At 41.4% G+C, this 23,841-nt stretch carries 27 protein-coding genes; 3 read left to right on the top strand and 24 right to left on the bottom strand.

The features are described from left to right. The 20 genes from KQI32_RS11210 to gpr form a co-directional block, all read right to left on the bottom strand. On the bottom strand, positions 1-269 hold a 269-nt coding region (locus KQI32_RS11210; protein WP_216423449.1), incomplete at its 3' end, for a transposase. Positions 270-492: 223 nt separating this feature from the next. Continuing rightward, a complete protein-coding gene (locus KQI32_RS11215; protein ID WP_216425235.1) occupies positions 493-1,890 on the bottom strand; it encodes an oxaloacetate decarboxylase subunit alpha in 1,398 nt (465 codons plus the stop codon). A gap of 15 nt (positions 1,891-1,905) precedes the next feature. Beyond that, positions 1,906-3,021, bottom strand: coding sequence for a sodium ion-translocating decarboxylase subunit beta (locus KQI32_RS11220; RefSeq protein WP_216425302.1), 1,116 nt, complete (start codon positions 3,019-3,021; stop codon positions 1,906-1,908). Between the two features lie 113 nt (positions 3,022-3,134). Continuing rightward, entirely contained in the window at positions 3,135-3,524 is a 390-nt protein-coding gene (locus tag KQI32_RS11225) for a biotin/lipoyl-containing protein (protein ID WP_216425237.1), read from the bottom strand. A gap of 18 nt (positions 3,525-3,542) precedes the next feature. Further along, positions 3,543-3,896 (bottom strand): OadG family transporter subunit, encoded by a 354-nt coding sequence (locus tag KQI32_RS11230; RefSeq protein WP_216425238.1) that lies wholly within the window; start codon positions 3,894-3,896, stop codon positions 3,543-3,545. Between the two features lie 161 nt (positions 3,897-4,057). After that, the gene (locus KQI32_RS11235; protein WP_216425240.1) at positions 4,058-5,587 is read right to left on the bottom strand and encodes an acyl-CoA carboxylase subunit beta; all 1,530 of its coding nucleotides are present in this window, start codon (positions 5,585-5,587) and stop codon (positions 4,058-4,060) included. A 107-nt stretch (positions 5,588-5,694) separates the two neighbouring features. Then, on the bottom strand, positions 5,695-6,090 hold the full coding sequence (locus tag KQI32_RS11240; RefSeq protein WP_216425242.1) for a hypothetical protein: 396 nt from the start codon (positions 6,088-6,090) through the stop codon (positions 5,695-5,697). After that, positions 6,087-6,836: a pseudouridine synthase gene (locus KQI32_RS11245; RefSeq protein WP_253291176.1), complete on the bottom strand. Its 750-nt coding sequence runs from the start codon at positions 6,834-6,836 to the stop codon at positions 6,087-6,089. The genes KQI32_RS11240 and KQI32_RS11245 overlap by 4 nt, the downstream gene beginning before the upstream one ends. 5 nt (positions 6,837-6,841) lie before the next feature. Further along, the gene (locus tag KQI32_RS11250) at positions 6,842-7,999 is read right to left on the bottom strand and encodes a D-alanyl-D-alanine carboxypeptidase family protein (protein WP_216425244.1); all 1,158 of its coding nucleotides are present in this window, start codon (positions 7,997-7,999) and stop codon (positions 6,842-6,844) included. A 333-nt stretch (positions 8,000-8,332) separates the two neighbouring features. Continuing rightward, a complete protein-coding gene (gene ytfJ, locus KQI32_RS11255; protein WP_216425252.1) occupies positions 8,333-8,788 on the bottom strand; it encodes a GerW family sporulation protein in 456 nt (151 codons plus the stop codon). Positions 8,789-8,805: 17 nt separating this feature from the next. Further along, positions 8,806-9,438: a DUF2953 domain-containing protein gene (locus KQI32_RS11260; RefSeq protein WP_216425254.1), complete on the bottom strand. Its 633-nt coding sequence runs from the start codon at positions 9,436-9,438 to the stop codon at positions 8,806-8,808. A gap of 50 nt (positions 9,439-9,488) precedes the next feature. Further along, positions 9,489-10,121 carry an SMC-Scp complex subunit ScpB gene (scpB, locus tag KQI32_RS11265; protein ID WP_253291177.1) on the bottom strand — a complete coding sequence of 211 codons (633 nt, stop codon included), beginning with the start codon at positions 10,119-10,121 and terminating at the stop codon, positions 9,489-9,491. A 101-nt stretch (positions 10,122-10,222) separates the two neighbouring features. After that, positions 10,223-10,954 (bottom strand): ScpA family protein, encoded by a 732-nt coding sequence (locus KQI32_RS11270; protein ID WP_216425277.1) that lies wholly within the window; start codon positions 10,952-10,954, stop codon positions 10,223-10,225. A gap of 4 nt (positions 10,955-10,958) precedes the next feature. Next, positions 10,959-11,663, bottom strand: coding sequence for a site-2 protease family protein (locus tag KQI32_RS11275; RefSeq protein ID WP_216425279.1), 705 nt, complete (start codon positions 11,661-11,663; stop codon positions 10,959-10,961). Next, complete coding sequence (locus KQI32_RS11280) at positions 11,663-11,956, bottom strand: hypothetical protein (RefSeq protein ID WP_216425281.1); 294 nt, start codon at positions 11,954-11,956, stop codon at positions 11,663-11,665. Before KQI32_RS11280 ends, KQI32_RS11275 begins: the two co-directional genes overlap by 1 nt. A 26-nt stretch (positions 11,957-11,982) precedes the next feature. Continuing rightward, the gene (locus KQI32_RS11285; RefSeq protein ID WP_216425283.1) at positions 11,983-12,195 is read right to left on the bottom strand and encodes a DUF1858 domain-containing protein; all 213 of its coding nucleotides are present in this window, start codon (positions 12,193-12,195) and stop codon (positions 11,983-11,985) included. A gap of 273 nt (positions 12,196-12,468) precedes the next feature. After that, positions 12,469-12,744: a zinc-ribbon domain containing protein gene (locus tag KQI32_RS11290; RefSeq protein WP_216425285.1), complete on the bottom strand. Its 276-nt coding sequence runs from the start codon at positions 12,742-12,744 to the stop codon at positions 12,469-12,471. 66 nt (positions 12,745-12,810) lie between these two features. Continuing rightward, on the bottom strand, positions 12,811-13,458 hold the full coding sequence (locus KQI32_RS11295) for a sigma-70 family RNA polymerase sigma factor (protein WP_216425286.1): 648 nt from the start codon (positions 13,456-13,458) through the stop codon (positions 12,811-12,813). Between the two features lie 203 nt (positions 13,459-13,661). Continuing rightward, entirely contained in the window at positions 13,662-14,960 is a 1,299-nt protein-coding gene (gene lysA / locus KQI32_RS11300) for a diaminopimelate decarboxylase (protein WP_216425288.1), read from the bottom strand. Between the two features lie 163 nt (positions 14,961-15,123). Beyond that, on the bottom strand, positions 15,124-16,104 hold the full coding sequence (gene gpr, locus KQI32_RS11305) for a GPR endopeptidase (RefSeq protein ID WP_216425290.1): 981 nt from the start codon (positions 16,102-16,104) through the stop codon (positions 15,124-15,126). 162 nt (positions 16,105-16,266) lie between these two features. Between gpr and rpsT the strand changes: the two genes are divergently transcribed. From rpsT to zupT, 3 genes are all read left to right on the top strand, one after another. Continuing rightward, positions 16,267-16,533 (top strand): 30S ribosomal protein S20, encoded by a 267-nt coding sequence (gene rpsT / locus KQI32_RS11310; RefSeq protein ID WP_216425292.1) that lies wholly within the window; start codon positions 16,267-16,269, stop codon positions 16,531-16,533. A gap of 123 nt (positions 16,534-16,656) precedes the next feature. Further along, the gene (locus tag KQI32_RS11315; RefSeq protein WP_216425294.1) at positions 16,657-17,748 is read left to right on the top strand and encodes a DNA polymerase IV; all 1,092 of its coding nucleotides are present in this window, start codon (positions 16,657-16,659) and stop codon (positions 17,746-17,748) included. A gap of 455 nt (positions 17,749-18,203) precedes the next feature. After that, complete coding sequence (gene zupT, locus KQI32_RS11320; RefSeq protein WP_216425296.1) at positions 18,204-18,980, top strand: zinc transporter ZupT; 777 nt, start codon at positions 18,204-18,206, stop codon at positions 18,978-18,980. Positions 18,981-19,367: 387 nt separating this feature from the next. Here zupT and KQI32_RS11325 read toward each other — a convergent pair whose 3' ends face one another. From KQI32_RS11325 to KQI32_RS11340, 4 genes are all read right to left on the bottom strand, one after another. Then, complete coding sequence (locus tag KQI32_RS11325) at positions 19,368-20,276, bottom strand: helix-turn-helix domain-containing protein (protein WP_216425298.1); 909 nt, start codon at positions 20,274-20,276, stop codon at positions 19,368-19,370. Positions 20,277-20,616: 340 nt separating this feature from the next. Continuing rightward, complete coding sequence (gene ilvC, locus KQI32_RS11330) at positions 20,617-21,609, bottom strand: ketol-acid reductoisomerase (protein WP_177691218.1); 993 nt, start codon at positions 21,607-21,609, stop codon at positions 20,617-20,619. Further along, positions 21,590-22,114, bottom strand: coding sequence for an acetolactate synthase small subunit (ilvN, locus tag KQI32_RS11335; protein ID WP_177691217.1), 525 nt, complete (start codon positions 22,112-22,114; stop codon positions 21,590-21,592). Before ilvN ends, ilvC begins: the two co-directional genes overlap by 20 nt. Positions 22,115-22,450: 336 nt before the next feature. Continuing rightward, positions 22,451-23,581, bottom strand: a complete 1,131-nt coding sequence (locus tag KQI32_RS11340; RefSeq protein WP_216425300.1) for a mevalonate kinase — start codon at positions 23,579-23,581, stop codon at positions 22,451-22,453. Between the last annotated feature and the right edge of the window lie 260 nt (positions 23,582-23,841).

Genomic DNA, 23,841 nt, shown 5'->3' on the forward strand with positions numbered 1-23,841 from the left:
TATGCGATGTTCATGCCAATCTCCTGCATGGTACGGCGCAGCGAGGGGATGCCGTACAGGTGCTGGATGAACACAATTTTGAACAATACCACCGGGTCAATGCTGGGACGGCCGTTGTCGCGGCTGTAAAGCGCATCCACCAAGTCGTACAGATGCGTAAAATCCACCGCGCTGTCAATCTGCCGCAGCAGATGCTCCGATGGAACCAGCTCCTCCAAACATAGGATTTCTACTACATTTCTGCGCAATTCCTGCTCTTTTGCTAGCACACGCCGTCCCTCCCCAGTCTTTTCTTATCTTTATTTTACCACACATACGCAAAAAAGCCCAGTGTATACTGGACTTTTTCGACAGGCTGAGCCGGAAGAAAGAATCTTCCGGCCCTTTTTTTGTATCGATAGAAATTACTTCCGCACAATAAAATTGCTTTGCCTGTTAAACAAGAACGTCTTACATACAAATTTACATTATTTAGCCTTGCGGAAGTTACGATTATACTGGATGCGTCTTTTCCTCTGTATTTGCCAGTTCTACATCCATTTTGTACTTCTTCGCTTTTCTCTGTTCAAAGAATTTTACAGCTACCTGTTCAAAAAGCGCATAGGATAGTACATCCTCGTCCTGTTCCATATATTCTTTGCAAGCTTCCCGTGTCTTTTCCAATTCCGGTTTAATCTGATCGGCAGGACGACAGGTAATCGGCTTCTCATCCCCTATGATTTTCTTTCTGATTTCGGGCTTGATCTCAACTGGCGTTTTTCCGTATTCGCCTCTTACAATCCCCTTTGTCTCATTTGAGATCATTTTATAACGCTCTCCGCTGATTACATTTAGTACCGCCTGTGTTCCGACAATCTGGCTGGAGGGAGTAACCAACGGCGGGAATCCCAAATCTTCACGCACTCTCGGCACTTCCTGCAGCACCTCCTCAAATTTATCCTCTTTGCCAGCCTGTTTCAGCTGAGAAACCAGGTTGGAAAGCATTCCACCGGGGACTTGGTATTTCAATGTATTAATATCAACTTTCAAAAGCTTTGGATTGAGCAAACCGCTTTCCAGAACTTCCGTCCGCAGTTTATCAAAATAAGGTGTTATTTCTGTAATTTTATCCAGATCCAAGCCTGTATCATATTCTGTTCCCTGCAGAGTCGCAACCAATGGTTCCGTTGGAGGCTGAGAGGTTCCCAGCGCAAACGGAGACAATGCAGTATCCACCACGTCAACCCCAGCCTCAATTGCCTTCAGATAAGTCATGGAAGCAACACCGCTGGTATAATGGGTATGCAGCTGAATCGGGATTTTTACAGTTTCTTTTAATGCTTTAATCAAATCATAGGCCGTATATGGCTTCAGCAGTCCCGCCATATCCTTGACACAGATAGAATCAGCCCCCATTTCCTCCAATTGTTTGCCCATCTTCACGAAGGATTCAATATTATGCACTGGGCTGATGGTATAACAAATGGTAGCCTGAACATGACCTTTTTCTTTTTTCGTTGCATTGATTGCAGTCTGCAGATTACGGACATCATTCAACGCGTCAAAAATTCTCAAAATATCAATGCCGTTTGCGATAGATTTCTGCACAAAATATTCCACGATATCGTCGGCATAGTGACGGTATCCCAGGATATTCTGGCCTCTGAACAGCATTTGCAGTTTTGTTTTCGGAGCAGCCGCGCGGATTTTCCGCAGCCTTTCCCAAGGATCTTCATTCAGAAAACGCAGACAGGAGTCGAATGTTGCTCCTCCCCAGCATTCCAAGGAATGATATCCGATGTCATCCAGTTTACTGACCACCGGCATCATTTCATCGGTCGTCATTCGGGTCGCAATCAAAGACTGATGCGCGTCTCTTAATATCGTTTCGGTAATTCCAACTTTACTCATAGTGACCTCCTATCATCAAACTTTCCCTGCGAACATGGAAAGGAAAACTCCGGCAGCAACGGCAGAACCGATAACACCGGCAACATTGGGACCCATGGCGTGCATGAGTAGGAAATTCTTCGGATTTTCTTTCTGGCCAACCACCTGTGAAACACGAGCAGCCATAGGAACTGCAGATACACCGGCGGAACCGATCAGCGGGTTGACTTTTCCTCCGGTTAATTTACACATAAGCTTTCCAAACAATACGCCGCCGGCTGTACTGATTGCAAACGCAATTAAACCAAGGAAAATGATATAAATTGTTCCCAAACTCAAAAAATTCTCCGCAGTAGCGGTGGCGCCGACGCTGACACCAAGACAAATAGTGATAATATTCATAAATTCATTCTGAATTGTCTTGGACAAACGCTCTACCACTCCCGTTTCACGCATCAGATTTCCAAGCATCAGCATACCAAGCAGCGGCGTTGCATCTGGCAGAATCAAACATACAACAATGGAAACAATAATCGGAAATACGATTTTTTCTGTTTTGGAAACAGGCCGAAGCTGTTCCATGACAATCTGCCGTTCCTTCTTTGTTGTCAAAGCTTTCATAATCGGAGGCTGTATAATCGGTATGAGCGCCATATAGGAATATGCCGCAACCGCGATAGCGGAAAGCAAATGCGGGGCCAGTGTTTTTGTAACAAAGATTGCAGTAGGACCATCCGCACCGCCTATGATACCGATAGAGCAAGCTTCAAAAACAGTAAATCCTAAGAGCAAGGAACCGATAAAGGTAACAAATACCCCAATCTGTGCGGCAGCGCCAAGCAGAATGCTTTTTGGGTTTGCAATCAGTGGACCGAAATCGGTCATCGCGCCAACCCCCATAAAGATCAACGGCGGATAAATGCCAAATTTAACACCTAAGTATAAAAAGTCCAACAAACCGCCTTTTTTCACCAGCTGGCTGAACGGAACCATCGGGCTTCCGTCCGGCTGCAGCTGAAAAAACTCCGGATGATAGATACCGCCCATAGGCAGGTTTGTCAACAGCATGCCAAAAGCAATGGGCAATAACAGCAAAGGCTCATATTTTTTTACAATTGCTAAATACAGTAATACACAAGAAATAAGAATCATTACAATTTGCTGCCAAGTAATCGACAAAATTCCTGTGCTGCTTAAAAATTGCTGTAAACTTTCCAGTATATTCAATGTAGATATACCTCCTTTTTAAGATTGTTGCACAAGAATTATCCAATCACGAGCAAAGCCGCACCGGAATCTACACTGTCACCGTTTGCCACATTGACAGCAACCACTTTGCCGGATACAGGTGCCGGAATATCATTTTCCATTTTCATCGCTTCCAGAACAGCTACGGTATCTCCTTCATTGACCGAATCTCCCACTTTTACATTTACTTTCATAATAGTACCAGGCATAGGAGCCTCAACCTTTGTTCCGGCAACATTTGCAGCCGGAGCAGCTGTTTTCGGAGCAGCGGCGGGTGCAGCTGCAACAGGAGCCGGAGCGGCTGCCGGCTGAGGTGCGGCCATCATAACCGGAGCACTTCCATCTTTTACTTCCTCCACAGCCACATCATAGGATTTTCCGTTTACATTTATCAAAAACTTTCTCATTTTTATTTTCCTCCAAATTTATTTTTTCCAGTTTGATACTCTTCTGACCGATTTGATTCTTAAATTATGAACAGATGTATCCATAGCGGCTGCAACTGCTGCCGCGATAACCGCAATAATCTCTTCATCATCCTCATCCTGCCCTACTGCTGCAGCAGAGGCTGGAGCAGCAACGACATCCTGTGGTGCAGACGATAAAGTTTGCGCTATTTTTTCGGTTGCCTGAGAAGCTTTCCTTTTCTTTGGTGCTTCATAAAAAATAACACGCATCAATTCCAAAAGTCCCCAAAGCAAAATCAAAACACCGAAAACGACCAATACGCCAACACCTAATACAACCAGACCCTCTGACATTTTTTCAGCTAAAGTCATTTATTTCACCTCGTTATCACATGATTTTATTGAATGATTTTTGTATGATAAACAAAAATCTACCCCAGCGGCGTTTCCATCCAGCGTCTCGAAAAATAACACCGGCTTCGCAAACGCATAAGAAAATGCGCCGCTTCTAAAAACAGAATATTTTTGCGAGGTTACATCGGTAAATTACCATGTTTTTTTTCTGTTTTTGTGATCCGCTTTGAAGACAGCACGTCAAATGCGCTGACAAGAACAGGTCTTAAAGCACTGGGATCAATAATATCGTCAATATATCCTCTTTTTGCTGCTTCGTAAGGAGAAGCAGCCTCGTTTTTATAGTTATCCATAATTTCCTGTCTTGCCGAAACCGGATTGCTTGCTTTCTTCACCTCATCCGTATAGAACATGTTTAAAGCAATCTCAGGTGTCGTTGCGCTGATAATTGCAGTTGGAAGTGCATAGCTGAAATCTGCGCCCATTTGCTTGGAGTTCATCACCGCAAAAGCGCCGCCATATGCCTTTCTTACAATTACATTTACTTTGGCAACCGTTGCCTCATGGAACGCAAAGCCAAGCTTTGCAATCTCTTTCATCAAACCAGCTTTTTCGGAAGCAAATGAAATTGCGTATCCTTCACAATCCACCAGGGAAAGTACTGGAATCCCGAAGCTGTCACAGAACTGGACAAACTTTGCCGCTTTCTTCGCAGCCGCCTCGTCGAGCAAGCTATCCCCTTCCATTGGCTGATTCGCTACAACGCCGACTGTTTCACTGTTGAGTTGAATCAGGGCAGTTATCATATTTTTAGCATAGTCCTTTGCAATTTCTACATAAGCTTTATTGTCCGCAATTTCAGAAATAATAGAAAGCATATTAAAAGAAGCTTTGTCATCTTCCGGAATCAGACTCGTAATATCACAGGCACGGTTAATGTCATCTGTAGTTGCTTGTGTGAAAGTGCTTTCCTGATAATTGGAGGGCAGATACAAAAGCAGATTTTTGATTGCTGCAAAACATTCTTCTTCCGTCGCACAGACAAAATCAGCCATTCCATTTTTCGCAGCAAACACAGAGGTGGCGAAGCTATCACATTTTTCTTCTGTTGTTCCCTCAATTACTTCTTTACTGTTGACATACAGCTTTGAAATCTTGTCCACTGCAAATACAAAATCACTGACAGCAGGAATAAATGTCATACTGCCTGCACAAGGGCCTGCCACCATACAAATCTGCGGAATCACCCCGGAAGCCTCGGAAGCACTTGCCATGATTTCCGCAACCGCGCTTACCCCATCCAGCCCGTCTTCCAGCCGGATTCCTCCGCAGTCAATGACAGATACAAGCGGAGCGCCTGTTTTTATAGCCATGTTATAAATCTTCGCTATTTTTTTTGCATTCATTTCACCGACAGAACCGGATAACACCGTAAAATCCTGGCAGTATGCATAAACAAGACTGCCGTTTACCGTACCATATCCAGCAACAACCCCATCTGCATAGCTATCTTCCGCTGTCAAAGGATTTCTGTTTTTTAAGAAAGAATCTGTTTCAATAAAAGTTCCTTCATCAAACAGCAGAGCGATTCTTTCTCTGGCCGTCTTTTTGCCCGCGTTATGCTGGGCTTTCACCTTTGCTTCCCCTCCTCCGTTCGTCGCTTCAAGGCGGAGTTTTGCAAGGTTTGCCACTTTCTCGTTATTGTCCATATAAACCTCCTACACTTATATAATGAAATTCACCAAATTCTCACAACTATCATTTTAATATGTTTTTGTCAAGTTTGCAATACTTTTCTGATATTTTCTTCACAAAGCTATTTCTTTTTACAGCTGCAAGGCTTAAAATAACCCTCCAGGTTCAAAATATAGTCATTTTGTTCATTTCTTGTAAATTCTAACTTCTCTAAAATATCTTTCATTTTGCTGTTTTTACACACAACATTTTTCGTGCCTGCCAAATCAATCGCATTCAGCGCAGATTTTATCAAAACGATTTTCAGTGCATCATCCTTATCTTCTTTCAGTAGTATGGCATCGATTAGTTCCGCATATGCGCTATGTACGCGAATCACACAGTAACCTGCAAGTTCTCCCGCTTTGCGGCAAACCATATAAAGCCCTGAAAAAGGATAGGGCGTCTCCCCCATCTTCTCCGCAAACTGATTGATCTGATAAATCTCTTCCAGACTTGCCATGCCAAATGTAATCATAATCTATCTCCCCTTTTCCCTGTGAAAGCAATTTTTCCATGCCGCTCAAGCATTTCACATTCTGTTTTTTTCAGATAGCGCCACTTTCCCTCCGCCAGTTTTCCCAGCTTTAAATCTCCAATGGAAATCCGCTTCAAATCCGTTACCAGATAGCCAATGGTTTCAAACATTTTTCTAATCTGACGATTTTTCCCCTGGGTTATGGTAATCAGAACCTCTGGTTTCTCCTGTTTCACCGAGATAATTCTGGCTTCCTTTGCCACAGCTTTGTAATCCTCCACAACAATGCCGCGTTCCAGCTTTTTTAAATCTGTTTCGGACACAGGCTTGTCCAGTTTTGCAATATATGTTTTTGCAATCTGATGTTTTGGGTGCGTCAGCCGGTAGGCAAACTCCCCATCGTTGGTCAAAACCAGCATCCCCCTCGAATCGTAATCCAGTCTGCCGACGGGATAAACTCTCTCCTCCACCCCGTCCAGCAAATCGGTTACCGTTGTTCGTCCGCGATCATCTGTCACGGTTGTCAAAACACCTCTCGGCTTATTCAGCAGAATATAAATTTTTTTTGCTGACCGTTTCAGCACCTTTCCATCTACCGCAACCTTAACGTGCTCCTCATCCACCTTTGTCCCCAGCTGCGCAGCTCTCTTTCCGTCCACGGTAACCCTGCCTTCCAGAATCAGCTGCTCTGCTTTCCGGCGGGAACAATATCCCGCCTCGCTCATATATTTCTGCAGACGTATCATTCCTTTTATCCCCTTTGTAAATGATTATTGTACGATACAAAAAACTTCCGTAAGATCTCCATATAGGACGGTTTTGGAATCAACGGCTCCACCTTGTTTTGCGCTATCAAAAGAATCTTTTCTACGACTTTGTTATCCTTATACACAATCGCTTTTCCAACCGACTGATTTTCCTTAATCGGAGCTTTTAAGCGTTCATTCCATTGAATTTCCAAACGGTACAAACTTTCCTCCTGCTTTTTGATAAGCAGCTTTGCGGGCTCCTTGGGAATCACATACAGCAAACTTTGACCGTTTTGTACCTCGATTTCCTGGTCCGGAACGGTCATTAACAGCATTTTATATGTATGGAAACCATAGTTCAGAAGATATGTGTGATCATTCCAGTCATCAGGAGCATTCAGCGTCACCGCAATCAGCTGCATGCCGTCCCGCGTAGCGGAAGAAACCAAACACCTTCCGCATTTCTTGGTAAAACCTGTTTTCACGCCATCACATCCCGGATAGAGCTTAAGCATTTTATTGTGATTCGAGAGTATCCTGCCCCCCGCTCTTCCATCCAATTCCACCGCTTTTGTCTTTGTGCGGACAATCTCCTGAAAAGCTGGATTGCTCAGACCATAGCGGGTTATCATAGCCAGATCATATGCGGTTGTAAAATGCCCCTCCGCATCAAGTCCGTTCGGATTGCGAAAGGAAGTATCTTTCACCCCGATTTTTGCAGCTGTTTCGTTCATCAAATCTGCAAAGGCATCAGCCGAACCGGATATATGCTCCGCTATCGCAATCGCCGCATCATTTCCGGAATTGAGCATCAAACCGTATAGCAGACTTTCCAGACGTATCTCTTCCCCTACATGCAGATACATGGAGGAACCTTCCGTATAAGCCGCTTCTTTGGAGACTGTGACAATATCCTCTGGGTTACCGTGTTCCAGCGCAACAATAGCAGTCATGATTTTGGTTGTACTTGCCATAGGCAGTCTTTGCGTTTCATTCTTTCCAAATAGTATCTGACCACTTGACTGTTCTATCAGTACGGCTGCTTTGGCGGAAACCCCGCCGTTTTCCATCGCATCTGTATGGATTGGAAAAAGGCATATCAAAAAAATAAGCCATACCGCATGATATTTTGAAACCTTCCACGTTTTCGTAATATTCATAAATTCACCCGCCCAACAACTTATTTATAAGTCATTATATGAGCGGGTGACATTTTTTTATTCCGTATTATAACGAAATGAAGATGTCCTCCGCCTTTTAGGCGGCGGGTTCCACTTCATTTTTCTGTGGTAAACAATCTACCACAGAACCGTTGAATGACAGGGCTGCGCCCCTTCTTGAACAAAACGAATACGTTTGCCGCACACTGTCTAAAAAAGCCGTCTTAACAGCGTTTCAGCCTCGAAAAATAAGGACTATCTCCTCCGCCTGAAAAGCAGGAATTTAACAAATGCGGGACATACTTCCTAATATGACTAAGCATAGAAGCGAAATCATTCTGTTATGATAATTTCATCCAGATCATTGGAAACCTTTTCAATTTTTGTCGATTTGGATTCTTTTTTTTCTTCCTTTTTTGAAAACGCGTCGGTAACCTTGTTCATAATTTCAGGCACCATATCGATGATACGCTCTACAGCTGATGAATTTTCACTCAATGACAGGAGCCGGACAGAGCCGTTTCCGACTACAAGAAATGCTACCGGAGAAATGGAAACACCGGCACCGCTTCCGCCGCCGAAATTGGATTTCACTCCATCCTCCTTAACTACTGCACCGCCGAATTCACTGCCTCCAGCCCCAAAGCCAAAACCAACCTTTGAAATGGGGATGATAACCGTACCATCCGGTGCAGTTACCGGTGTACCGACGATTGTATTGACATCAATCATCGATTTAATGTTTTTTAATGCCGTATCCATCAGACCTTGAATTGGATGTTCAGCCATAGGAAACACCGCCTTTTTTATTTTTTATTGTTTTGATTACTCTTTTGTTTTTTGTTATACTTGGAAAAGCGCTTTAAATGCTTTATAAAATAAGAGAATGCTTTTAGACCAATCACCACAATATGGTGAATTTTCATTCTAAAATTGCCCTCATACACAATGGAAAAACATTCTTGATTATAGAGCGGAACAACCGTGATACTGTGTTCTTTGATTATCATCATACTCTGCAAAAGAGGAAGCATATTTCCGATCCCTGCCCAGATAAAGCCATACATCATCCCAACCTGAGCAGCATCCTCTTTTCCGAAAGTCAGTTCCAAAAGCAGCTTATTGCAAATAATCTTCTTTCTGGAATACCGCATCAGCTTCTGTAAATCCTTCAGAATATCGCGGAAACTGGAAAAATAAAAAGTAATATCATCAACGGTAAGTTTTTTATCCGGCTTCACGGTATCGTTTTTATTCTTCTCTTTTGCTGTGCTTTTATTCTCTTTTTTGGTTTTTTTTAAAATCGGCGCTTTTAAAATTCTAACTTTACCCAGCCTGATAACAATGGAAAACTTCTTATTTTGTATTTTTGTTTCCACATGAACGGACAGGTTCATGATAAGTATAAGCACCGCTATGATAACAGCGAATACGATCATATTTGCTCCATCCTGCCGCTATGTACCGGCTCTATTCACTTCTATTCAGTTCACGGCTTTTCGTTGTTTTCCTCTTGCTGCGCTGCATCATCCTCCGCCATCTCAGCCGCCAAGTCGTCAAAGCTGACATTGTCAGATTCGGACTCCATATCAAAGCCAATCGTTTCCACATCCAAATCCGGCATATCCTCTAACGACTGCAGTCCAAAACATCGTAAAAACTCATCCGTTGTACCGTAAAGCAAAGGTTTTCCCGGTGCATTCAACCGCCCTTTCTGCTCAATCAAATCCCGCTCCAGAAGTTTTGTCAAAGAGTAAGAAGAGTCCACTCCTCTTACCTTCTCGATCGCCGCCTTTGTGATGGGCTGATTATAAGAAATGATAGACAGCACTTCCAATGTGGAGGCTGACAAAGTTTGCTTATGCTTATGGGTTACCAGCTTGACCACCTGATCAAAATATTCTGGTCTGGTTGTCAGCTGAAAAGAATTATCCAGCCGGATCATCTTGATTCCCCTGCGGTCAAAATTATATTCATCCATCATTTTCGGCATGACTTCCAAAAGCTGCTCTTCCGGAATTTCAAGCACATCGGCCAGCTTATTGATACTGACCGGTTCTCCGGCTACAAACAAAAGAGCTTCAATCGTGTGAAAAAGCTCTTTTTCATCAATCCCCAACATCAAACGATATCACCCTTCATCAAGCCTTTCAGCCAAAAATACTGAAACATTAAATTCTTTCGCCTAACAGGCAGAAAGTCATTCCTCCTGCCGAATCCTCCTCAGGACGAATGATAGATCAAATAAAACGTATTGTTTTTATCTTTTCCAAACGTAATGGAATTTTGTTTTACTAATTCTAAAATAGCGAGAAACGTCACCACAATCTGTGGCCTGGAGGTACAGTTGTCCAAAAACACATCAAGGAAATTGGTCTTTTTCCCATGAGACAAATATTCTTGAACCATAGCAATTCTTTCTTTCAGGGATACCGTTTCCCTCGCTACGATCCCGACAAAAGAAGTTTTCGGAGGCGGCATTTTTCTGCCTAACCGCTCCATCATGTCAGAAAAGGCTTCCAAGAGCTCCTTCATGCTGACATCCAGATCCGTATTACTGTATTTAATTCCCTTTATTTTTTCAGGACCTTTTACAAAGGAAAAGCGGCCGATGTCCTCCCTTTCCTTCAAAAATTCAGCTAATTCTTTATATTTCTGATATTCCAGCAGCTTTTCCACCAATTCTGTTCTAGGGTCAATGGTTTCTCCAGCCTCATTTTTTTCTGCCGGCAGCAGCATCTTGGACTTGATATAAAGCAATTCTGCCGCCATAATCAAAAATTCACTGGCGATATCCAAATCCATCTGTTTCATTTTATCTAGATATTCAAGATATTGATGCGATATCTCTGCAATCGGAATATCATAAATATTCACCTTATTCGATTTTATCAGGTGCAGCAAAAGATCCAAAGGACCTTCAAAGGTTTCTAATTTATATGATAATTGTTCCATTACATCATCCCAGCGGAATCATAAAATTCACGATATTTTGAAGAACCGTATACAGATTCTGTACTCCTGTCTGAATCAGCTTATCGAATGCACCGAACCACACCAGCGCCAATGCGACAAAAATCATAATCCGGTCATAAGACATAATTTTATAATAAATTCGTTCCGGAAGAAGGCTGAAAAAGATTTTGGAGCCATCCAGCGGAGGTATGGGAAGCAGATTGAAAATCGCCAGCATCAGATTTACCGAAACCATCGAACTGAAAAACATAGCAACATAGTTCAATGCCAGATACAGCCCCTGGGAATGAATCGGAATCAGTCCAACCAATTTCGGAATCAGTCCAACCAATCTCAGAATAACCATGCTCAGAAAAGCCAATAAAATATTAGTCGCTGGTCCTGCCAATGAGGAAAGCACAATTCCCTTCTTGGGATCCTTAAAATATCTGGAGTCAATCGGAACCCCTTTCGCCCAGCCCACACGAAAAACTGCAAAGAAAAGAATTGCAAACAAATCAAAATGCTTCAGCGGATTCAATGTTATCCTGCCGCTCATCTTTGCCGTAGGGTCTCCCAGCTTATATGCCACAAGCCCATGTGCAGACTCATGACAAGAGATAGAAAACAAAAAAGCAATGATAGACAGGATAAAAGGAATCCCATATGTTACAAAAAAATTCAATAGGTTGGACATGATGTTTTCCATTAGGCCGGATCCATCTCCAAAGCTTCATTAAGCCAGTATTCGGCCAAATCAATCGCCGTATATATGCTGTCCCTTTCCGCTTTTTTTATTGGTTTAAATTTCAAATCTCCTTTGTTCTGGTTGAGCTTAATGCTAAGTCTGGTAGAAATATGAAGCCCCTTTTCCTCCTTGGAATCCAGAATTTGAATCACAGAAATATATTTGTCTGTCAAATTTCCATAATAAATCATATCCCCAACACGAATCAGGGGTTTTTCTTTATAATACAAATAATTATCTTTTTTCTTCGCCATAGAAAGCCCTCCTTAAATCCACAAGTTTATTCAGCATATTTTTCTTCTAAAAAATCATTCATTTGTTTTAACAATTCATCCACATCGGCACCGTGAACTTCACAAGCCTCTTCCACGGTTTCACCGCTGGCTGATGGGCATCCCAGACAATGCATTCCGATATTGAAAAAAAACGGAGCCAAATCACGATCAATTTTTAACACATCCGCTATAATTGTATCTTTGGTTATTTTTTCCATATTTATACACTCCTAATTATTATAATATATATATTATATACCAAAATCATCTAAAAAAGCAACCTTATTTTCAGTTGTTTAAAGATTATTTAAATTTATTCTTTTTGAAAAATGAAAATGTTTCATTCCGAAAAGCGTAAACTTGATTCATTCGCTATTTTTTGGAATATGGCTAACCTGCACAGAATCCTGTGCAGGCTTCCATACTATAAAAATACACCCTTTTCGAAAGAAAAGGGTGTATCAAACTTTCTATCTATATATTACTATATATTAGAGTTCGTTTTTCTTTGAAAAACATTCGCTGCAATAAACTGGGCGATCGTCTCTCGGAATAAAGGGAACTTTTGCTTCACCGCCGCATTCAGCACATACAGCTGTGTGCAGTTCTCTTTTTTCTCTGCCGTTATTCTTTCTAGCGATTCTGCATTCTTTGCAACGGGTAGGTTCATTTTCAAAACCTTTTTCAGCGTAGAATTCCTGTTCGCCAGCAGTGAATACGAATTCGTTTCCACAGTCTTTGCAGATGATTGTTTTGTCCTGATACATAGTTTACTCTCCTTAAAAAATAGAAATTCGTTAGTCCGCGCTAGATTTAAGCTAAAGGACTTGGTTTTATAAATAATTTTTTACAATTATTTCAGTTTTACGTCGAATGCGCTGTACCGCATTATCGATTGATTTTATGCTTTTTTTCTTGATTTCAGAAATCTCCTTATAGCTTAAACCTTGATTGTAAAGAGCTAAAATATCTTTCTCAAAACGACTAAGACTATCGGAAAGCATAGAATATATGGTGTCACTGTTTTCATTGCTTATCACAATCTCTTCCGGATTGAAAGCATTTCCATCTCCAGCAACAAAATTGGCAAACTCTCTCGTATCCTCATCGCTTTTCACAGATTGAAGAGATACAGAAGAATTAAGTGCCATATGTTTTTGGCGAATATTGGTACGCAGCGCTGATTTCACCTGACGCTGAATACAAATCGAACCAAACGTTTTAAAGCTGATATCATTATCAAATTTATAATCGTTGATAGCGCGGAATAGCCCCATCATCCCTTCCTGGATAATGTCTTCCTTCTCAGCGCCAATCAGATAAAACCGGTTTGATATCACTTTTAAATAATTGCGGAAATAATCAAAAATAAATTCCAATGCCTCATTATCTCCATCTCTGGCAAGCTTGACTACATTCTTGTCATTGATATCAAATTTTGGAGGATTCAATTTATTTGACTGCTCCGTTTTATCAGCCAATATGAACACCTACTTTGAAAGCTGATAGCTGTATTATATAACGAAAACCATGAATTGTCAATAGATTTATTTAAATATCATGAAAATCGAATATCTTTTGTCCCGATTTTAATATATTTTTAATAATTTTCTTCCGATTTTGGAAGCAAAGCATATGCAAGTCTTCCTAGAAGTTTTATAAAGGTATCGGCATATGAGTAAGCTTACAAGTCATTTCGAATCAAATCCTCATAAGACTCCCGTTTCAAAATCAGTTTATCCTTTCCGCCGGAAACCATAACCACAGGCGGTCTTGGAATTCGATTGTAATTGCTGGCCATGGAATAATTGTAAGCACCAGTAGCGAAAACAGCCAGAACATCGCCAGCCTCCGCCTGCTGAAGTTTTGTGTTTTCCTGAATCAGATCGCCGGACTCACAGCATTTTCCTGCAATCGTCACAATATCATCCCTTGGATCGGAGGCTTTGTTTGCTATCGCTGCCTCATATTCTGATTGATATAAAATATAACGCGGGTTATCCGTCATTCCCCCATCCACTGAAACATATTTTCGAATACCAGGAATATTTTTTACATTACCGATTGTATACAGAGTAATACCAGCGGAAGCCACGATGGAACGCCCCGGTTCCATCAATATTTTTGGCAGCTTAATTCCCGCTTCCCAGCAACATGTTTTAATGACCGAAGCCACCGCATCAATATATTGATCATAGGCAACGGGATCATCCTTTTCTGTATACTTGATGCCAAATCCCCCTCCCAGATTCAACTCGTCCATGACAATATCGAGCTTGTCCTTCACTTCAGCAATAAAGCCACACATCACTTTTGCTGCTTCCTGAAAAGGTTCTAATTCAAAAATCTGCGATCCGATATGGCAATGAATTCCAGCTATTTTTAAATTTTTGTATTCGGAGGCTGATTTAACCGCTTCAAACGCTTCTCCTGTCTCTAGAGCAAAGCCGAATTTTGAGTCAATTTGACCGGTACGGATAAACGCGTGGGTATGTGCGTCTATTCCCGGCTTTATGCGAAACAAAATAGAAACTGTTTTATTCTTTTCCTTCGCAATGCGGTTGATATGTTCTAATTCCAAAAAATTATCCACGACCAGTCTGCCTACATTGTTACTGACAGCCAATTCGATTTCATCATCCGTTTTATTGTTTCCATGGAAATATATTTTCTCGGGATCCATACCAGCTTTCAAAGCAGTGTACAGCTCACCGCCGGATACCACGTCAACCCCAAGTCCTTCTTCCCGGACAATACGATACATATGCAGACAGGAGAACGCTTTGGAAGCATATAGAATGAGGCCGTTTCCATTATAATCACGGTCAATTGCATCCTTATAAATACGACAGTTTTGCCGAATCATATCCTCATCCATAACATACAGCGGTGTACCATATTTCTCTGCCAAAGCAATCGTATCCACACCGCCGATTGTCAGGTGATTCTGTTCGTTGACTTCTAAATTTTCTGTGACAAACATATCTATTCACCCCGTTTTATTATTGCGCTGAAAAGCCGTCTCACTTTCAAAATGGAAGTTGGTGCAAAAATGTATATGCGCACAAACTCTTTTTGACGGCAAGATTTACGGTATATTGTAACACAATTTTTGTCTCAGTGTCAACGTTAATGACATTCATTTTTTAAAAAGTAAAGCTTTCAATATATTCAAGGTCGATTCCTTCATGTAGGGAAAGGTTAATACCATTTGAAATCACTTTTGATATATGAGAGATAACACTGTCAATCTCCTTAGGAGTCACAATCATCTCCGCCTGCTTTTCATCGACAACCGCTTTGAGTAATTCATATCGCTCAGAGTCTCTTAAAGTCTTAATAAACGTGTGTATCGTCTTATGCTCCTTTGTTTCCTCGTACAAGCTGTTAAGCAAATTTTTTAAAATATCATTGGCAACGCAAACAGCCTCTACTACGGTCGGCACTCCTATGGCAATAACAGGCACGCCAAGCGTTTGCTTATTTAAGCCCTCCCTTTTATTCCCGACGCCTGAGCCAGGATGAATCCCCGTATCAGTAAGCTGGATGGTTGAACTGATTCGATCCGAGTTTCGGGATGCCAGAGCATCAATTGCAATCACAAGATCCGGTTTTGTTTTTTCCACGATACCTTTGATTATTTCACTCGTCTCTAAGCCAGTGATTCCCAGAACACCAGGAGAGATTGCACATACGGGCCTTAAATTCTCATCGACATGTTCCGGGATGTAATCGATCAAGTGCTTGGTAACCATGATTTCCGAAACTACTTTTGGGCCTAATGCATCAGGCGTGATATTCCAATTCCCCAAACCGACAACAAGAACCTTATCTTCCCTTTTTAAACGGATTAACTTTAGAAGCTGCTCTTTCATTAAAAGACTAATTTTTTCAGACGTCCCAGGATCCATGCTTTGAATAGAGGGGCTCTCCATTGTGATATAAGTTCCACATGGCTTTCCCAGGGATTTTTCACCATTTTCACTGGTGATCTTCACTTCTGTAACCAGTACTTTTCCCACGTTTTTGCTAGTCACAGCCACACCTTCAATTTCAGAGGTTTTTCTGTTCGCCTCCACATACATTTCCTGAGCTTCTAAAGCCAGATCTGTTCTAAAATTTAACATCGCTCAACACTCCTTTGTACAACATATCTTTTTGATAGGATTCGCTTATTTCAACAGAAATATGAAAAAAATATGAGAAATTTGCTAAAATATCTTGACATTTCAAGTGTTTTGATATTATAATTGGTTGTAATAGTTTTTAGGTATCCGGAGGTGAGATAAATGCCAAATATTAAGTCTGCAAAAAAAAGAGTAAAAGTAATTAAAACAAAAACTCTTCAAAATCAAATGATAAAGTCAAATCTTAAAACTGTTATCAAAAAATTTGAGGCTGCTGTTTCTGAAAACAATAAAGAATCCGCTGCTGAAGCTTTCAATTTGGTTGTGAAAAAGATTGATCAGGCAACTGCAAAAGGAATTCTGCACAAGAATACTGCCAGCAGAAAAAAAGCCAGATTAGCAGCAAAATTTAATGCTGTCAATGCATAAATATTTTTTTGATATATTTGAAAGCGTACAACATGTACGCTTTTTTGCATTTATACTATTTTTTCAAAGCAACTCTTTACAACCGAACAATTGTTTGGTATAATGCTTTTGAGGTGCTTTTTCATGTGTCATATATATCCGCAAAAAGCGGTTTTTCATATTGATGTCAATAACGCTTATCTTTCCTGGAGTGCGGTAGAATTGCTGAAAAACGGTGCCAAAACCGATCTTCGTAAGATTCCATCTATTATCGGCGGCGATCCGAAAAAGCGCCATGGTGTGGTTCTGGCAAAATCAACTCCGGCAAAACAATATGGAATTCAGACCGGTGAAACCGTGTCCAGTGCAAAAAAGAAATGTTCCATGTTGCGCGTCGTCCAGCCAGACCGAATCTTATATCAGCACAGCAGTAATAAGCTAATTGAAGTTTTGTCCTGTTTTTCTTCTGAAATTACTCGTTTCAGTATTGATGAATGCTTTATGGAATACAAAAATAAGGAATTTGACAGCATACTGGAAGCCGCCCATTATATCAGACAAACAATCTATCACGAGCTCGGCTTTACGGTCAACATTGGAATTTCCACCAATCGTCTTCTGGCGAAGATGGCAAGCAATTTTCAAAAACCAGACCGGGTGCACACGCTGTTTGAATGGGAAATGGAACAAAAAATGTGGCCTCTGCCCATCAATGAATTGTTTATGGTAGGCCGTGCAAGCCGTGAAAAACTCAAGCAAAAAGGATTTTTTACAATCGGAGATATCGCACGTTCTTCTCCTGTGCTTCTGGAGAGAATTTTAAAGAAACACGGAGTGACATTAAATAATTATGCCAACGGAAAAGAAACGGCCCACTTTTTATCCCATGATACAGTAAAGGGAATCAGCCACTCCACCACCCTCCCTTTTGACACAAATGATTTTGAATATATTCGGAAGGTGCTGATGGAGCTAAGTGAAAAGATTGCAAGACGGCTAAAACAAAAGGAGCTCTATTTCGGTTTGGTTTCCATCGAAGTAAAAACGGAAGACTTTAAAAAGCGTTCTATACAAAAACGTTTGCAAATACCGACCAATGACACAGCGCTTATCTATCAAACTGCTTTGGAATTATTTGAGCAGCTGAATATAAAGAAAAATATCCGTCATCTTGGTATTCGAATTGGAAATTTAGAACACCCCTATCAACAAGTTTGTTTTTGTAATGAAATATAAAAAAGTTTTTCATTCTGAAAAACGCAGTCGCGCTCCGCACGCTGTTTTTTGAAATCTGCTAAATTGCGACTTCATCTTATCTTGCTCAATGAAATTTCAACTCATTCCGCCGCAATTTCCTAGATTATAAAAAAGTTTTTCATTCCGAAAAACACAGTCCCGCTCTGCACGCTGTTCTTCAAAACAAGCAACTGCGCACAATTCCGCACGGTTTCCTATTCTACAAGAATATCGTGCTTTCTTTTCCCGCATAATAAATTTCAGAAAAGAAAAGTGGTTACTTATCCTATTTTTCTGAACGTTCAAAATCTTTCCATGCAATGAACATTTTCCACGAAATCCAAACCTCTTTTGGTCATAACAACGCAAGGCGCTTTGCTCTTTACCGCAAAAATGGAGCCCGTCCATTGAAGAGAGGCGAGGTTATAAAACTCAAAAAATCAGGAGGAAATTTTATGTTTCAGGATCCCAGTCTCAGAGCCCTTATCTTTTCCGTTGCAGCCGGCTTGGCAACTCTGCTCGGTGCACTGATCATTTTTATCACCAAAAAGAAAAGCGAAAAACTTGTAACGATTTCTCTTGGTTTCGCAGCGGGCGTGATGATCAGCGTATCCTTTACCGATCTGTATCCAAATGCCGTTGATCTGCTGAGTGAAACAGCCGGAGAACGGCTCAGCATCGTTCTTTCTGTTTTATTTCTTGTAATCGGAGTTCTGATCGCCTCATCCATTGACAAACTGGTGCCTCACCAGGAATTTGACAGTACACTCGGCGATACACCACATCAAAATCTTTTCCGAACTGGTTTTGTTTCTATGCTTGCCATTGGGCTTCATAATTTTCCGGAAGGGATCGCAACCTTTATGGCAGGCTATGAAAATATGGCATTGGGCGCCTCCATCGCTGTCGCGATCGCTCTGCACAATATACCCGAAGGCATCTCCGTTGCTATGCCAATTTATTTTGCAACCGGAAGCAAGAAGAAAGCCATTCAGTATACTTTTCTTTCCGGAATCGCTGAACCTATCGGTGCCCTTTTAGCCTTCCTGTTTCTAAAACCATTTATCAGCAATTCTCTTCTGGGTGCTGTATTTGGTATTGTAGCAGGAATCATGCTCTATATCGCAATTGAAGAGCTTTTGCCCTCTTCCCGGCAGTATGGTTATGGAAAACAGGCTTTGACCGCAATTTTTGCAGGAATCTGCTTCATGCCCTTGACTCATATTATTTAGACATAAGTCAAATAGATGCTGTACTGTCAAAAACGCCGCTTATTACAAGCGAAGATAAAAAAAGAAAACAGAGCGTTCCGGGAATCAAAAAATGAAAAAGCTTTTCATTCCGAAAAACAGCAATCCCTTTTCCGTAGTATTTTTTGAAACATGCAATCGCACACGATTCCTCGCAATTTCCTATGTTAGGAAAGAACGAAAAAGTCGTCATGGAATTTTGGATTCCATGACGATTTTTGTTTCCTCCGAAATAAATCCAGTAGACCGTTCGGATTCATTTTGCGAACCTTCCTTTTTCCAATTCTAATATCAGCATAAGATGGTTGATAAAACCATCGCTCTCGTTTTTAAAATACAAAAAAGTGAAAGGAATGCCCCCCTTTTGTTCTACTGATTCATAATCATAGCTTTGCACTTCGCTCGGTATTCGCTCGGTGACATCTTCATCTGTTTCCGAAATATTTCATTGTACCGCTGCTGGGCGGAAAAGCCTACATTCAGAGCAATATCTCCGATTTTCATCTCCGTTTGTTCCAAAAGCTCTTTCGAGCGATTAATGCGTACAGACAACAGGTACTGAATCGGACTGACACCGAACATCCTTTTAAAAACTCTCGCAAAATGGCTGGGACTTAGATAAATATAGTTGGCAATATCATTCAGCCCAATGTCCTCCATGTATTTCTCATCAATAAAATCCCGGGCGCTTTCCAGCATTTCTTTTAATTTTTCCTGATGTTTTTTCATGGAATTTTCCCATTCTGATTTTAACGCCCGCGACAGCCATACAAACAACTCCATTGTAATCAGAGAACATAGAAACTCACTGTCCTCACGGCTGTTGCGCATTTCTGCAGTAATCCTGTTCAGCGCCGAAACAATTTCATTCTTATAGTTGGAGCCCAGTGTAATGAAAGCCCCAAACTGCTGTTTCCCCACATAATTCACAAAATCCTCCATTGAAATGGGTGAGATACTATTTTTATCCGGACCTTTGAAATAAAATTTCAGAACAAGAAGGCTGCATTGTTTTTCCTCTTCCACAATCAAACGATGGGGCTGCCTTGGCTTAATCAGCAAAAGATTTTTTTTGCCGACTTGAACCTTAGTGCCGCTTATGTCGAAAGTTGCTTCCCCTCTCTGTACATAAACCAATTCAAACTGCTCATGACTGCTAGCTTCATTTAGATGGTAACGAGAATCCAAAACCCGTTCCACAGAATGGGCAACGAAAGGCAGACCGCTCTTAATATTCATGAATTCTTCCCATACTTTAGGTATAACCGTCTGTTCCACTATGCTTCCACCTTCCTTATTTTATAACAAGATAAAACTGCTTTTACAGGACAAAAGCTACCTTAAAAGCGATTCAGACTCACAAAGCGGGGGTATTTCCCCTCCACATGCTTACAAATTTATCCCCGACACTTACCGAACCGGCAGGCATATTCAGCGGGAGATTATACTTCCGCTGAATCTTGAATAACAAGACGTCATCCCTTATGGAACGGAATAAACGGAAAAGTATAAAAGATACTCTATTGTGCTCGTTTATCAAGTACGAATGAAATATAAAAAGACGACTATCTATGATAATCGTCTTTATTATAATATATTTTCAGGGAATAAGTCAAATTTATTTTTTTGCCCAAGACATCATATGTCTCAGTTCTTTGCCGACAGTCTCCAGCTGATGTTCCGCCTGCTGTCTTCTGGTTGCAATGAAATTAGGACGTCCAGCCTGATTTTCCAAAATCCAATTTCTTGCAAATGTGCCGTCTTGAATTTCACCCAGTACTTTTTTCATTTCCTTTTTCACATCTGCATTAATCAGACGTTTGCCGACACTGTAATCACCATATTCAGCAGTATCTGAAATGGAATATCTCATATATGCCAAGCCGCCTTCATTGATCAGATCCACAATTAATTTCATTTCATGGCAGCATTCAAAATATGCAATCTCAGGCGCATACCCAGCTTCCACCAACGTTTCAAAGCCAGCTTTGATAAGCTCGCTGACACCGCCGCAGAGAACACACTGTTCTCCGAACAGATCAGACTCTGTCTCCTCACGGAAAGTTGTTTCTAAAATACCGCCTCTTGCGCCGCCGATTCCCGCACCGTAAGCCAAAGCGATATCTCTCGCTTTTCCGGTTGCATCTTGGTAAACCGCAATCAGGCAGGGAACTCCTCTTCCCTCCACAAACTGGCTTCTTACCGTATGACCTGGACCTTTCGGTGCAATCATGATTACATCAACATCAGCAGGAGGCACAATTCTGTTGTAGTGGATATTGAAACCATGGGCAAAAGCAAGCGCTTTTCCCTCTGTCAAATAAGGAGCAATCTCACTGTAATAGATATCAGGCTGCTTCTCATCGTTCACAAGAATCATGATAATATCAGACTCTTTGGCTGCCTCAGCAACCGTTCCAACCTTCAAGCCGGCCTCCTCTGCAATTTTCCATGATCTGCTGCCATTGTATAAACCAACCATTACTTCTGCGCCGCTGTCCTTTAAATTTAATGCATGGGCATGACCTTGAGAACCATAGCCGACAATTGCTATCTTCTTTCCTTTTAAATTGTCAAAATTACAATCCTTTTCATAGTACATTTTTGCCATTCTCTATCATCCTTTCGATATTTAATATCTTTTCTCCTCGTTCAATGGCAATCGCTCCCGTTTTCACAACCTCTAGAATGCCATACTTTTCAAGCATACTATAAAGAGCTGCCACTTTGTCCTCCGCACCTGTAATCTCAATCGTGAGTGTAGCGGAGGATACATCAATCACCTTTGCGCGGAAAATCTCAGCAATTTGGACAATTTCCCCTCTGGTCTCCCCGTCACACTTCACTTTGAATAAAGCAAGCTGTCTTGCCACAGTTTTTTTCGGTTTCAGTCGTTTGGCTGTGATAACATCAACCAGTTTTTCAAGCTGCTTGAGCATCTGGTCGATGGTTGCATCATCCCCATTGGCAACAATTGTCATTCTGGAAATACTGGGATCCTCGGTAGTACCGACAGCCAAGCTATCAATATTGAAGCCTCGCCGGCTGAACATACCGGAAATTCTGGTCAGCACACCGGAACGATTATATACTAACGCGGAAACAATATGTTTCATACAAAAACCTACTTTCTGCTTTCTGCTTATTACTCATTATACTACAGGTATCCTTAGGAATCAACTAATGTTTTGCTCATTTTCAACAAATTTATTTCATGTTTTTATGCACCTTTAATAGAAATAAATTTCACAATATCGCTTATTCCTATAAAAAGAAAGGAGTCCGGCAAAACACCGAACTCACTATTTTCTTAATATCTATTTTTCCACAAGAAGTATTGGCGCGAACGAACGATTAACCGTAAGATTATGTTCCCACGAAAAGGAAACTCCTCCGCCTGTCCATAGCTTTGTATCCGGACGCTTGCCAAAATGTGATTCATAAAAGCGAGGCTATATTTCCTGTATATCTTCCAGCTTCACACCGGAATCCGATTGAAGGATTACCCCTGGATACCCTTCCTTTTCAACCGCTTTGAGGATTCCCGGAGCGTCTTCTTCCCTGGCGTACACGAAAAGGCAGCCTCCGCCGCCAGATCCATTCACTTTTCCGCCCAGTGCACCATTTTCCAAAGCCACATCCAGAATATGATCAATGACAGAGGTTGACGTGTTCAACCCATCCCGAAGAAGAGCGTGATGCCGGTTCAACAAATCTCCAAAAACCTCTGGCTCCACATTACCGGACTGAAGAATAGCCAGCGCTTCTTTCAGCAATTTATGAATTTTGATACTGGTCAGCAATTTATTTTTATGATAGTCATCCAATTTGTCTGCCAAAGGAAGATTGGCATCATTTTTAAAGATATCCCTTGTGTGGGTAATACCGTAGGGCTTTAGAAGCTCAATGGCCTCCACTACAGGCACCTTGCTGTCACTAAGCACCTTTATGGTATCCTTCTGCTGAAGGGAATCAAACAGAATGAAAACGCCGGGTATCTTGGTTTCAATACTTGTGGCTTTGGGTTCACCGTCAAAGGAGAGATGAACCAGATTTCCATAAGCCGAGGTAAAGTGATCCTGCATTCCTCCTGGCTCTTTGAACTCTTCTACCTCTGCCAGATAACCAAGATAAGCAATCCGGTCAAGATTGTCCTTATCCGGATGCTGGATCGTTTCCAGAATTGTTTTTAGTAATACCACAATCATGGTGGAAGAGGAACACATTCCTTTTCCTATCGGAATATTGGAATCCATTTTCACATCAAAACCGCATGCAACATCATATCCTTCTTTCAGAAGGACATTGAAAGAACTCTTAAAGTAATCACGTTTCTTTTCATAGACAATCGGAGAATTTAAATCCACTTCATAGTGCTGATACAAGCCATTGACGTTTTTCTGATTCAATTCACAGATTTTGGAATCCCGAATCATAATATGTACAATGCCGTCGCTGCGTTTGGAAGCCTCTGCGCAAAAACGGAGATTAATACCGGTGCCGATGACCTCCATATCCAAGTAGTCCTGATGCTCGCCAAACAGACACAGTCTGGACGGCGTAGAACAACGATATTTCTTCATGACTTTCCCCCACATATATTTTTCACTATCTTTGTTATTTTCCCATTTTTTCTGTAAAAAGTCAAGTATTTTTGTAATTTTTCATGAAATAAAGGAACTTTTTGTACCGTACCCCATGCCTCTGATTGAAAACATTTAAGCGTAGTCATAACCACCGGCAAAGCCGGTGGCTTGCTCAGCCCTATAAGGGCATGTTACTGGCTGGGCTGAAAGCCCTCTGAATCATCTGCCAGCCGCAAACTTTTTCAAGCCGCCGCTAA

Origin of the sequence: Acetivibrio sp. MSJd-27 (assembly GCF_018918095.1) — a bacterium.
Taxonomy (GTDB): domain Bacteria; phylum Bacillota; class Clostridia; order UMGS1840; family HGM11507; genus HGM11507.